General features: G+C 65.4%; 13 protein-coding genes and 1 pseudogene. 8 read left to right on the top strand and 6 right to left on the bottom strand.

Translation table 11 applies throughout. The features are described from left to right. Window positions 1-9 precede the first annotated feature (9 nt). On the bottom strand, window positions 10-999 hold the full coding sequence (locus ACIGJB_RS12015) for an SLAC1 anion channel family protein (RefSeq protein WP_483730026.1): 990 nt from the start codon (window positions 997-999) through the stop codon (window positions 10-12). Between the two features lie 244 nt (window positions 1,000-1,243). On the opposite strand from ACIGJB_RS12015, the gene ACIGJB_RS12010 reads away from it, so the two are divergent. The 3 genes and pseudogenes from ACIGJB_RS12010 to glnK all read left to right on the top strand — a co-directional run bounded on the left by ACIGJB_RS12010 (window position 1,244) and on the right by glnK (window position 3,300). Then, window positions 1,244-1,723, top strand: coding sequence for a hypothetical protein (locus ACIGJB_RS12010; RefSeq protein ID WP_483730025.1), 480 nt, complete (start codon window positions 1,244-1,246; stop codon window positions 1,721-1,723). Between the two features lie 5 nt (window positions 1,724-1,728). Beyond that, window positions 1,729-2,684: pseudogene (locus ACIGJB_RS12005) on the top strand (GlxA family transcriptional regulator). Between the two features lie 277 nt (window positions 2,685-2,961). After that, window positions 2,962-3,300: a P-II family nitrogen regulator gene (gene glnK / locus ACIGJB_RS12000; protein ID WP_039011353.1), complete on the top strand. Its 339-nt coding sequence runs from the start codon at window positions 2,962-2,964 to the stop codon at window positions 3,298-3,300. Between the two features lie 28 nt (window positions 3,301-3,328). Here glnK and ACIGJB_RS11995 read toward each other — a convergent pair whose 3' ends face one another. The 3 genes from ACIGJB_RS11995 to trxB all read right to left on the bottom strand — a co-directional run bounded on the left by ACIGJB_RS11995 (window position 3,329) and on the right by trxB (window position 5,684). Further along, window positions 3,329-3,970, bottom strand: a complete 642-nt coding sequence (locus tag ACIGJB_RS11995) for a trimeric intracellular cation channel family protein (protein WP_483730024.1) — start codon at window positions 3,968-3,970, stop codon at window positions 3,329-3,331. Then, entirely contained in the window at window positions 3,970-4,644 is a 675-nt protein-coding gene (locus ACIGJB_RS11990; protein ID WP_483730023.1) for a Smr/MutS family protein, read from the bottom strand. Before ACIGJB_RS11990 ends, ACIGJB_RS11995 begins: the two co-directional genes overlap by 1 nt. Window positions 4,645-4,718: 74 nt before the next feature. Continuing rightward, entirely contained in the window at window positions 4,719-5,684 is a 966-nt protein-coding gene (gene trxB / locus ACIGJB_RS11985; RefSeq protein WP_483730022.1) for a thioredoxin-disulfide reductase, read from the bottom strand. A 166-nt stretch (window positions 5,685-5,850) separates the two neighbouring features. Here trxB and ACIGJB_RS11980 point away from each other — a divergent pair, with 166 nt between their 5' ends. The 3 genes from ACIGJB_RS11980 (at window position 5,851) to ACIGJB_RS11970 (ending at window position 9,357) form a co-directional block, all read left to right on the top strand. After that, entirely contained in the window at window positions 5,851-8,175 is a 2,325-nt protein-coding gene (locus ACIGJB_RS11980) for a DNA translocase FtsK (protein ID WP_483730021.1), read from the top strand. A gap of 145 nt (window positions 8,176-8,320) precedes the next feature. After that, window positions 8,321-8,959, top strand: a complete 639-nt coding sequence (gene lolA, locus ACIGJB_RS11975) for an outer membrane lipoprotein chaperone LolA (protein WP_483730020.1) — start codon at window positions 8,321-8,323, stop codon at window positions 8,957-8,959. A gap of 8 nt (window positions 8,960-8,967) precedes the next feature. After that, a complete protein-coding gene (locus tag ACIGJB_RS11970) occupies window positions 8,968-9,357 on the top strand; it encodes a hypothetical protein (RefSeq protein ID WP_483730019.1) in 390 nt (129 codons plus the stop codon). Here the strand turns inward: ACIGJB_RS11970 and ACIGJB_RS11965 are convergent, their stop codons facing one another. Next, a complete protein-coding gene (locus tag ACIGJB_RS11965; RefSeq protein ID WP_483730018.1) occupies window positions 9,358-9,531 on the bottom strand; it encodes a hypothetical protein in 174 nt (57 codons plus the stop codon). Window positions 9,532-9,751: 220 nt separating this feature from the next. On the opposite strand from ACIGJB_RS11965, the gene ACIGJB_RS11960 reads away from it, so the two are divergent. Both ACIGJB_RS11960 and ACIGJB_RS11955 read left to right on the top strand, forming a co-directional pair. Then, window positions 9,752-10,165 (top strand): hypothetical protein, encoded by a 414-nt coding sequence (locus tag ACIGJB_RS11960; protein ID WP_483730017.1) that lies wholly within the window; start codon window positions 9,752-9,754, stop codon window positions 10,163-10,165. A 142-nt stretch (window positions 10,166-10,307) separates the two neighbouring features. Next, a complete protein-coding gene (locus ACIGJB_RS11955) occupies window positions 10,308-11,351 on the top strand; it encodes a Fe(3+) ABC transporter substrate-binding protein (protein WP_483730016.1) in 1,044 nt (347 codons plus the stop codon). A 16-nt stretch (window positions 11,352-11,367) separates the two neighbouring features. Here the strand turns inward: ACIGJB_RS11955 and ACIGJB_RS11950 are convergent, their stop codons facing one another. Beyond that, entirely contained in the window at window positions 11,368-12,042 is a 675-nt protein-coding gene (locus tag ACIGJB_RS11950) for a hypothetical protein (protein WP_483730015.1), read from the bottom strand. Between the last annotated feature and the right edge of the window lie 17 nt (window positions 12,043-12,059).

Raw genomic sequence — 12,059 nt, 5'->3', positions numbered from 1 at the left:
AAAGGGTAGTCAGCCGACCAGCAGGCGATGCGTGAACAGGCGATGCAGGGTGCGGACAAACAGCAAGGCGATGGCAAGGGTCAGCAGCGCCAGGATCACCGCGGCCACGATGTACAGCAGGCCGGTATCCGCATGGTGCGCATACTTGAGCGCGGCGTTGGACAGCGCAGCCATCGGGAAGCTGATGGCCCACCACGAAGCCGCGAACGGCACCGAGCGGCGGAACACCTTGGCCGCGAGCACAACGAACAGGAACAGGCCGAAGTAGAACAGCAGGCCGGCGAACATGTCGACGTGCTGCGTGACGTTGACGTAGGCCAGGAAGCCGACTTCGAACGGCGCGATCAGGATGATCAGCGAAGGCACCATGCCGGCGGGCAGCGGGTCGTGGTGGACCAGACGCGAGAAGATCATCGCAAAGAACACCAGCGCCATCACGGCACCGACCGACACCGCGAACAGGTTCAGTTCGGGCGCCCAGGCCATCGGCATGGTGCCGCCGGCCACGGCGATATCGAGCGTCGCCACGCCGGGAATGAGCCAGGCCGGCCCAACATGCGCCGGGTCGCCCTTGCCACGAAACAGGCGGCTGGCGATCACGTAAGTCAGCACGATAGTCAGCACCGAACCGATGGTCCACACGACCTGGCCCAGCGTCTCGCTGTAGACCCCGACCACCGACGACAGCAACAGGATGGCAATGGTGATGGTGCCGAAGAAGTTGCCGGCGATCGGGTGGTTGAACTCGGCCTTGACGGCGGCCGGATACAGGCGCCACTTGGCCAGATAGCCGATCGCCAGCGCCACGAACGTGAGCAGGGCCACCACGCCGATGGCGTCGGCAATGGCGGGGCTGGTGCCAAATACCTTGCTCGCGCCACGCCATGCCAACGACAGCCCCGACAGGCCCATGACGGCGCCGAACAGGTTGACGGGGAGATGCTGGACCGAACTGCGCGGGAGGGGCGCGGCGGCGGCGGGGTTGGCTGCAATAGTCATGGTGCTTCGTCTGCCTTTTTGGGTTGCCGGGCGCGTCGCGTCGGCGGTGGAACGACCCGGGGGTGGCTTTCCGGAATGGAGAAGGCGCCGGGTGCATTGATTATGGAAAAAGCCGGTTCTGACTTAAAGCAGCTAGATACGTCAATTTCTGCCAATCCGTGAAGGCTCTCGGCCAGCAGCGTTCCGCTGGCCTTAGGCGCCTCTAGACTGCGCTCCTTTCCGCTGAAGCTATCGAGGGCGCAATATGAACATCAGGAAAATGAGAGGTGCCAGAATCACCTTGGTCGTGCTGTGCAGTGTGGGACTCGCGGCCTGTATCCAGGCGCCGATCCAGCGTTATGAAGGTAGTCACGCGTTGAGAGAAGGACGAGGTGGCGCGCGCGAAAGTGTGGATGGCATCGATATCTGGACGCGAGGCGAACCTTCCGGTCCATACGAAGTGCTTGCTTACACTACGGTGGAGAGCCCGGACGGCTGGATCGGGGGCCGTATCCTGCTTTCGCGGGTGGCGGAACGCGTGCGTGCGGCGGGTGGCGATGCCGCTGTCATCGGTCCCGAGCGCGCGCGCGTAGACGGCACGCCGCTGGACCGGGGCCGGACCCTGCTGGAGGGGCGACGCGTTGTGGAGATCACCATCGTACGCTATCGATCCCGAGCGCGAGTTTTGGCGCCTGCGGGCTGGCCGAAACTGACTAAAATTGCGGAATCGGATTTTGCTGCCTGATCGTCATGAAGATTGCCGTACTCGCGTTTCCAGGGGTCCAGATGCTGGACCTGGCCGGCCCCATCGATGTCTTCCACGAAGCGGCGCGCCAGGCTGGTGAACCCGGCGCCTATGCGTTCGAGATCGTGTCACCGGTCCCTGGCGTACTGCGTGCGTCAAACGGCATGACCATCACGCCGGACGCGACGCTTGAAACCAGCAGCCCGGATATCGACACCTGATCGCCGGCAGCCCGCAGGTCAGCCTGTTCGAAAACGACAGCGCCATCGGCGCGTGGTTGAATCGCTATGCCAGGACGGTGCGGCGGCTCGGGTCCGTGTGCTCTGGCGCCATGCTGCTGGCCCACGCCGGCCTGCTGGACGGGCGCAGCGCGACCACGCACTGGAATTCCACGGAACGGCTGTCCCGGCAATTTCCTCAGATCAGGGTGCAGCCGGACCAGATCTATGTGAAGGACGGCAACCTCTATACGTCGGCGGGTGTCACAGCGGGGCTCGACCTGGCGTTGGCCATGGTGGAGGAGGATTTCGGGCGCACCGTGGCGCTGAAGGTCGCGCGCGAGTTCGTGATGTTCCTGAAGCGGCCGGGTGGCCAGTCCCAGTTCAGCGCGCACCTGGCCGCGCAGAGCGCGGAAAAGAGCGCGATCCGCGATGTACAGAACTGGGTGGTCGAGAATCTGGCGGAGCGGTTGTCGGTCGAGAGCCTGGCCGAGCGGGCCGGCATGAGCACGCGCAACTTCGCGCGCATCTTCAAGCAGGAATGCCAGGTCACGCCGGCGGATTTCGTCGAGAGCGCGCGCATCGACGCGGCCAGGCGCCTGCTCGAAGAAACCCGGAATCCGCTCAAGCGCGTGGCCGCGCTGACGGGCTTCAACGACCCTAACAGTCTGCGACGCGCGTTTATCCGGCGGCTGGGCGTGTCACCCGCCGACTACCGCAGGCGTTTTCGTGCGACGACGTAGCGAAAGCTTTCCACACAGAGTCCACAGGCGGTCCACAGTCAATCCACAGCTTTTGCCACCGGTTCATCACACGGTTGCCCACAGGCTTATCCACAGGTATGTGGCGCGCAAGCCAGTCTGGTGAAGCGCGTGCCAGCGCACCCTGTGCATGCATTGAACGACGCGCGCCGTCGATAGGCCGCGTCAATGGCTGGTAAAATGCCAGGCGAACCACGTCCTGTGCGCGCGCATCGCGCGCCGCGGCGCGTTACCCAACGACTATAACCAGGGGCCAGTCATGAAGCAGATTACCGCCATCATCAAACCGTTCAAACTCGACGAAGTGCGCGAATCGCTCGCGGATGTTGGCGTGACGGGGCTGACGGTGACCGAAGTGAAAGGATTTGGCCGCCAGAAGGGGCATACCGAGCTGTATCGCGGCGCCGAGTATGTGGTCGACTTCCTGCCGAAGATCAAGATCGAGGTCGTGGTCGCCGAAAACCAGCTCGACACCGTGCTGGACGCGATCGTCAAGGCCGCGCATACCGGCAAGATCGGCGACGGCAAGATCTTCGTGACGGAGATCGAGCGCGTGATCCGTATCCGTACCGGCGAGCAGGACGAAGCGGCGGTCTGATGCCTGCGCCGGGCGCCGCCGCCAGGCGTCAGCTCGGCAGTTTCCAGCCGTAGCGCACTGACACCAGCCGCATCGCGATGACGGTCAGTGCGCCGGTGAGCAGCGCGGCTTCCTGCTGCACCTGCAGCCAGGTCAGCCCCATATAGACCCAGCAGCCCACGAACGAGCACGTCGCGTAGGGCGAGCGGTCGCGCAGGATCATCGGGACTTCATTGCAGAGCACGTCCCGCACCACCCCGCCGAACACGGCCGAGATGATGCCCATCATGACCGCCACGGTCGGCGTCATCTGCGCCACCAGCGCCAGCGAGGCGCCCGTCACCGAGAACAGGCCCAGGCCGATCGCATCCGCCACGATCATGGCGCGCTCCGACGCCACGCGGCTGACCACGCGCAATACCAGCGACGCGCCGATCGACATCGCGAAGATCAGCAGCACATAGCCTTCGTGCTCCACCCAGTAGAACGGGCGGCGATCCAGCAGGACGTCGCGCACCGTGCCCCCGCCGAAGGCGGTGGCGAACGCGACGACGAAGGTGCCGACCACGTCCAGGCGCTGCTTGCGAGCGTCGACCACGCCCGATATGGCAAACGAAAGCATGCCGATCACCTCCATCACATGGAGGATCAGGGGCAGGCGCCCCATCAGCAATTCGAGTGGAAGGTGCATCAGGCGCGCGGCTGGCGCAACAGGACCATCAGCGCGCCGGCGCCGCCCAGGGCCTCGCGGGCCTGGACGAAGGCGATGACTTCCTCTTTCTGCACCAGCCAGCTGCGGACCTTGCCTTTCAGGACCGGCAGCTTGTCAGGCGAGCCAATGCCCTTGCCGTGGATCACGCGCACGCAGCGCACGCCGTTGCGCACCGAGCGGCGCAGGAATTCCGACAGCGCTTCGCGCGCTTCGTCGCTGCGCAGGCCGTGCAGGTCGACCTTGTCCTGCGGCACCCACTCGCCACGGCGCAGCTTGCGCACGACATCCATGCCGATGCCGGGGCGGCGGAAAGACAGGGACTCGTCCGTTTCCAGCAGCATGTCGACATCGTATTCATCGGACAGGGACGCTTCCAGCACGGCCTTGTCGTTGCGCTGGGTTTGCACCGGAATCGGGGCGGGGCGGGGACTCGGGAGGGTGGCGTGATTGCGCTCGCGCAACTGGCTGACCTGGCCGACGCTGCTGCGAAAGACATCGGCTTCCGCGCGCGCGCGTTCCGCGGCCTGTTCGGCGGCGAGCCGTTCGGCTTCGCGGCGCTCGGTATCGGCCTTGAGGGTTTTGCGCAGCCCGGCCAGGTCATTCAGGCCAAAGCGCTTGGTCGGACGGTCGGGTTTGCTGGCGCCGTGCGTCATGGAATTCTCCGGGGGCTCGGCGCCAATTATATCGGCAGGGGGAGGGCCCGGCCGGTCGGCCGGGCCGCAGGGGCTTACTTGAGGGCTTCGATAAAGCGCTGGGCGTCCAGCGCGGCCATGCAGCCCGTGCCGGCGCTGGTGATGGCCTGGCGGTAGACGTGGTCCTGCACATCGCCGGCCGCGAACACGCCCGGCACGCTGGTGGCGGTGGCATCGCCGGTCAGGCCCGACTTGGTGACCAGGTAGCCGTTCTCCATCGCCAGCTGGCCGACGAAGAGGTCGGTGTTGGGCTTGTGGCCAATGGCAATGAACACGCCGGCCAGCTTGATGTCTTCAGTCTTGCCCGACTTCGCGCCGCGAATGCGCATGCCGGTCACGCCGGAGTCGTCGCCCAGTACTTCGTCCAGCACGCTGTCGTAACGGATTTCGACGCGGCCTTCCTTCACGCGCTGCAGCAGGCGGTCAACCAGGATCGGTTCGGCGCGGAAGCTGTCGCGGCGGTGGACCACGGTCACCTTGCTGGCGATGTGGGACAGATACAACGCTTCTTCCACGGCGGTATTGCCGCCGCCGACCACGGCCACTTCCTGGTTCTTGTAGAAGAAGCCGTCGCAGGTGGCGCAGGCGGACACGCCGCGGCCCATGAACGATTCTTCGGACGGCAGGCCCAGGTACTGCGCCGAGGCGCCGGTGGCGATGATCAGCGCATCGCAGGTGTACTCGCCGGCATCGCCGATCAGGCGGAACGGGCGGGCCGGGTTGCCGCTTTCATCGACGAGCTTCGCCGTATGGATGTGATCGAAAATGATGTCGGTCTTGAACTCTTCCGCGTGGGCCAGCAGGCGCTGCATCAGTTCGGGGCCTTGCACGCCCTTGGCGTCGCCGGGCCAGTTCTCGACATCCGTGGTGGTCATCAGCTGGCCGCCTTGCGCCAGGCCGGTGATCAGCACCGGCTCCAGGTTGGCGCGGGCTGCGTAGACAGCGGCGGTGTAGCCGGCGGGACCGGATCCGAGAATCAGCACTTTTGCGTGTTTTGCCATGATGCATTCCTGTGGCGGTGCGCCATGCTGCGCACCGGCATTGCTCGAAACCGACATTATAAGAGGAGCCGCATTTGCCCACTGTTGCAAATTCCAATGGCGGCGATAGGGCCGGGCCACGTTAAAATGGCCGCCACCATCACCTGCAAGCGAACCAGACCAAGGCATGGCCAGAGCAACCACCACCACCCGGACGGACCCGTCGGCGCTGCCTTCGCGCATCGGCAAACTGCTTGGCGAAGTGCGCTGGTTCCTGCTGCTGGCCGTCACGCTGGGCTTCCTTTGCGTGCTGGCCAGCTACAGCAAGACCGACCCCGGCTGGTCGCACGCCAACCAGGTGGCTGATATCCACAACCTCGGCGGCCGCGTGGGCGCCTGGGTATCGGACGTGCTGTTTTTCATCTTCGGCTTCTCGGCCTATTGGCTGGCCGTGCTGCTGGTGCGCCGCTGCTGGCGCGGCTGGCGCACGCTGACCGCGGAACTGCCCGAGCGCGAGGAGCACCGCCAGGGCGTGACGGTGAGCTGGATCGGCTTCGGATTGACGCTGTTTTCCAGCATGGGCCTGGAAGCCATCCGCATGTACCCGCTGCGGGCTGCGCTGCCGCGCGCGCCGGGCGGCGTGCTGGGCGACCTGCTCGGCGGCTGGCTGCAGACCGCGCTGGGCTTCACCGGCGCCACGCTGCTGTTGCTGCTGATGCTTGCCATCGGCCTGTCGCTGTTCTTCCATTTCTCCTGGCTGACGGTGGCCGAACAGATCGGCGGCTTTGTCGAGTCCCTGTTCCTGGGCTTCAAGGCCCGCCGTGAGAGCAAGCAGGATCGCATCATCGGCGAAGCCGCCAAGGTGGAACGCACCGAGACCGTGGAGGTGCAGCGCGTGCGCATCGAGGAAGCGCCGCCGGTGCAGATCGTGCGCCCGCAGGCGGTGCCCAAGCACGAGCGCGTCGAGCGCGAGAAGCAGCAGCCGCTGTTCGCCGATATCCAGGATTCGGACCTGCCGCCGCTGGCACTGCTCGATCCGATCCCGCCGCACCAGGAAACGGTCAGTGCCGAGACGCTGGAATTCACCTCGCGCCTGATCGAGAAGAAGCTCAAGGACTTCGGCGTCGAGGTCAAGGTGGTGGCCGCCTATCCGGGCCCGGTGATCACGCGCTATGAAATCGAGCCCGCCACCGGCGTGAAGGGCAGCCAGGTGGTGAACCTGGCGCGCGACCTGGCACGTTCGCTGTCGCTCGTGTCGATCCGCGTGGTCGAGACCATTCCGGGCAAGAACTACATGGGGCTGGAGCTGCCAAATCCGAAGCGCCAGACCGTGCGCCTGTCGGAGATCCTGGGCTCGCAGGTCTACAACGAAAGCGCGTCGAGCCTGACCATGGCGCTGGGCAAGGACATCGCCGGCAAGCCGATGGTGGCCGACCTGGCCAAGATGCCGCACTGCATGGTGGCCGGCACCACGGGCTCGGGCAAGTCGGTTGGGATCAACGCCATGATCCTGTCGCTGCTCTACAAGGCCAAGCCGGAAAGCGTTCGCCTGATCCTGATCGACCCGAAGATGCTCGAAATGAGCGTCTACGAAGGCATTCCGCACCTGCTGTGCCCGGTCGTGACCGATATGCGCCAGGCCGGCAACGCGCTGAACTGGGCCGTCGGGGAAATGGAGCGGCGCTACAAGCTGATGAGCAAGCTCGGCGTGCGCAACCTGGCCGGCTACAACAAGAAGATCGACGAGGCGGCCGCCAGGGAAGAGAAGATCCCGAACCCGTTCAGCCTGACGCCGGACGCGCCTGAGCCGCTCGAAAAACTCCCGACCATCGTCATCGTCATCGACGAACTGGCCGACCTGATGATGGTCGTGGGCAAGAAGGTCGAGGAACTGATCGCGCGGATCGCGCAGAAGGCGCGTGCCGCGGGCCTGCACCTGGTGCTGGCCACGCAGCGCCCGTCGGTCGACGTGATTACCGGGCTGATCAAGGCCAACGTGCCGACGCGCATCGCGTTCCAGGTCAGCAGCAAGATCGACTCGCGCACCATCCTCGACCAGCAGGGCGCGGAAGCGCTGCTTGGCATGGGTGACATGCTCTACCTGGCCCCGGGTACCGGCATGCCGGTGCGCGTCCACGGTGCCTTTGTCTCTGACGACGAAGTGCACCGCGTGGTGGAAAAGCTCAAGGAAGGCGGCGAAGCCAACTACATCGAAGGCATCCTGGAAGGCGGCCTGGCCGAAGGCGACAGCGGTACGGACGGCTTTGGCGGCGGCGCGGGCATTGGTGGCGGCGGTGGCGAAGCCGATCCGCTCTACGACCAGGCCGTGGAGGTCGTGCTGAAGAACCGCCGCGCGTCGATCTCGCTGGTGCAGCGCCACCTGCGCATCGGCTACAACCGCGCGGCGCGCCTGCTCGAAGATATGGAGAAGGCCGGGCTGGTTTCGGCCATGTCGGGCAACGGCAACCGGGACATCCTTGCAGCGCCGGGCGCCGCAAGGGAAGATGACTGAGCGCCGCATCGGTAACATGCAGTTACCCGGCAAGTGGCGCCGGGCGGAATCTGGCGCCGCTCCAGCGCTCTAACCAGACAGGTTGCACCGCCGCGGCAGATACGCAGACGGTGCGGCGCCTCTTCCATCAGCAAGGATCTGATACATGCGAAATCGCATTCTCGTGTCGGCTTGTGCAGCGCTGGCCGTATTTGCCCTGCACGTGCCCACGGCCCTGGCCGCCGCCACCGACCAGCTCCACAGCTTCGTTTCCGGCGTCAAAAGCGCGAAGGGCGAATTCACGCAGCGCCAGGTCAAGGGACAGGGCGACACGCTCAAAGTTACCGGCACATCGAGCGGCAGCTTTGTGTTCTCGCGCCCGGGCAAGTTCACCTGGCACTACGCCAAGCCCTACGAGCAATTGCTGCAGGCCGACGGCCAGACGCTCTACATCTACGACAAGGACCTGAACCAGGTCACCGAGCGCAAGCTTGACGCCGCGCTGGGCTCCAGCCCGGCGGCCATCCTGTTCGGCAGCAACGACTTCGAGAAGAACTTCACCGTGAAGAACGGCCCCACGCGCGACGGCGTGGAGTGGCTGGAGATGACGCCCAAGTCGAAGGACACGCAGTTCGAACGCATCGGCATCGGCTTCAAGGGCGGCAACCTTGAGGCGATGGAGTTGCGCGACGCCTTCGGCAACACGACGCTGCTCACGTTCTCCGCGATGCAGAAGAACCCGCCATTGCCGGCGGATGCGTTCCGGTTCACGGTGCCCAAGGGCGCCGACGTGATGAAGCAATGAGGCGCGCCATGTCTGCACTGAAACCGGTGTTTTTGGCCCTGGTTGTCGTATCCGGGCTGTCTGCCTGCGCGACGGCGGGAGGCGGCAAGTTCGATGTCGATTCCTTCCTGCGCGCGTCCGACACGGCGCTGCCTGAAGTGCTCGGCAACCAGACCTTCCTGTCCGCGACGCGCATGCCAGCGAACGAGTGCGCGACCATGCTGCAATCGGCCAGCACCGGCGTGCTGGAAGACCTGCCGCCCAGCAGCAGTGCACGCGGCCCGGCCTGGGTGCTGCATCCCGCCGGTTCGCCCGGCAAGGTCTGGCTTGTCACCAGTGAAGCCGGCGGCGAGCGAACCTGTCACGGCCCGCTGCCCGCCGATGCCATGAAGACCCTGGTCGACCGGGCCAAGGGCTGATCAGCTAGCCGTGCTGCCCATGTGCGCGTAGCGCTGGCGCGGCACCGGCAGCGCCTTGAGTTGCTCGCGCCGCAGGTGGATGGCTTCGGCGTCGCCGCGCTTGATGGCGGTGCGAAGCTTGAGCACGGCTTTGCGATATTGCTTCTTCTTTCGAATCCTGGTGGTGATGGCCATAGCAGGCAGTCTCCGTCTGGTGAGAACAGTGGGACGGCCGGGCCAGCGGGCACGACCGTGCATGCCATGGTACTGCCGGCGATTCATGCGGGCGGTCGCTGCCCAAAAGATTCAGATCGGCTTGCCAGGAAACTGAATGCCGGTCGGCCCTGTCCCACCATAGAGGTCGCGGAAACAGAGGGTCGCGACAGACTGAAGTTATCGGACCAAGGAAAATAATATGCTCTCCGTCCTTCGTCGGCGTGCACTGCACACGCTAGCCTTCGCAGCGGCGCTTGGCGCACTGGGCGCCGGTTGCGCGGCGGCGCCGTCAGCATCCTCATCGGTAACCGCCAGCCCTGTCACGACTGCCGGCGCTGCCAGCCCGACCCAGGGACCGTCCCAAGGCCCCACGCGCAGCCCGACAGGCCCGCAGGGTGCGCTGGGTTCGCCGGAAGGCTGCCAGGCCGACAAGCTTGGCGACGACAGCCTGGTCGGCAAGACCGAAGCCGACGCCATAGCGATGCTGCAAGGCTGCGCATGGCGACTGGGCGAGCGCGATGGCCAGCAGTATCCCGGCACCATGGACTACAACCCGCAGCGCCGCACGCTGGGCATCACGTCAGGCAAGGTGGCGTGGGTCCGTCGCGGCTAGTTGCCCACCGGTTCTCCTGAGCAGCGTCAAACATGACACAAATGTAATTTGACCGCCTAAACGGGAATGATTATTTTTTCGGCTCTATCCGAATAAGCAAGGCGAGCCAGGGCTGGTTCGCCGCCATCACAGGGAAAGAGCCATGCGTGTCACCGCCACTGTTTGTCGTCTGCTGCCCTTGTCCGCAGCGCTTGCCGTCCTGATGCAGCCGCTTGCCGCGACCGCGCAGGAAAAGGTGCTCAACCTCTACACGGCGCGCCACTATCAGACCGACGAGGCGCTTTACGCCAATTTCACCAGGCAGACCGGCATCAAGATCAACCGCATCGAAGGGCAGGAAGATCCGTTGCTGGAGCGCATCCGAAGCGAGGGCGCCAACAGCCCGGCGGACGTGTTCATCACGGTGGATATCGGCCGCCTTTGGCGCGCGCAGCAGGCGGGCGTGTTCGCGCCGGTGAAGTCGACGGTGCTGGCGTCTCGCATTCCGGCGAACTACCGTGATCCGTCGGGCGAGTGGTTCGGTTTTTCCGCGCGGGCGCGCGTCATTGCCTACAACAAGACGGCCGTGAAGCCTGGCGATATCGGCCGCTATGAGGACCTGGCCGACCCGAAGTGGAAGGGCAAGGTTTGCACGCGTTCCGGCGGGCATGTCTATAACCTGTCGCTGGTCTCGAGCCTGATCGCGCACGATGGCGAGGCGAAGACCGAGCAATGGGCCCGTGGCGTCGTGGGCAACCTGGCGCGCGCGCCCAAGGGCGGCGACACCGACCAGCTCAAGGCCGTGGCCGCCGGCGAATGCGATGTGGCCATCGCGAATACGTACTACATCGCCCGCATCCTGAAATCGACCAAGCCAGAGGACAAGGCCGTGGCCGACAAGCTCGGCGTGGTCTGGCCCAACCAGGGCAGCCAGGGCGCGCATATGAACATTTCCGGCGGCGGCATGCTCAAGCACGCGCCCAACAAGGAGGCGGCCGTCAAATTCCTGGAATACCTGGCCAGCGACGACGCGCAGCGCTACTTTGCCGATGGCAACAATGAGTGGCCGGTGGTGCCGGGCGTGAAGGCCGCCAATCCCGCGCTCGAGGCCATGGGCCCGTTCAAGGCGGATGCCATCAACGTGGGTGAACTCGGCAAGTTCCAGCCGCAGGCCCAGAAGCTGCTGGACCGCGCGGGCTTCAAGTGATCGCTGGGAGCGGGCGTCAGAGCAGGAAGCGCTTGTTGCTTGTCACCTCGGCCGGCTCGACCTTGCGGAAGGTGAGCTTCACGCTGCTGTCGAGCCGCCGGCCGGCCTGTTTGCGCCGCAAGGCGCGTTGGACCAGGCCCTTGTGCCCCACGGTCCCTTCTGCGTAGGGCTGGCCGTTGCCGATCTCCAGCGCCCCGGCGGCCAGTGCGGCATTGCGCTCGGCCGCGCTCTTTTCCAGCAGCTTGTCGAGTGCCAGCCGCGCGCGCACTTGCGCCACCAGTCCCGCATCGGATGGATTGGCGCGGGCGCGGTCGGCATCCCGCGGCAACTGCACCTTGCCGGCCAGCCGTCGCAGCGCCGCGCGTAGCTCGGCGCCATCCATCTTGTTGTCCAGGACAATCCCGACCGCATCATGACGGAGCAGCGGTTCGGCATCGGCCATCCTGCGCAGCAGCACGGCCGGCAGGCCGGGTGCGCCCAACTGGTGCGAGCGGCGGATGGCGTTGATCGTGATGCGCCGGATCTGCGGGTTGGCATGATCGGCCAGGTCGGCGAGCACGCGCTGTGCGGCGTCTGGCGAGTCGATCATTTCGGCCAGCTGGCCGGCCAGGGAAACTTCCTCCACGCTGCTGAGCTTGCCCTTGCCAACCAGCCGGTTCAACTTGAAGACCAGAAAATGATACTTCAGCATAATTCCCCAAGGCGATC

It is taken from the genome of Cupriavidus sp. C2SS-8b (genome assembly GCF_057073745.1).
The sequence above is the reverse complement of the archived record's forward strand: the minus strand, read 5'-3'. Positions and strand labels throughout refer to the sequence as shown.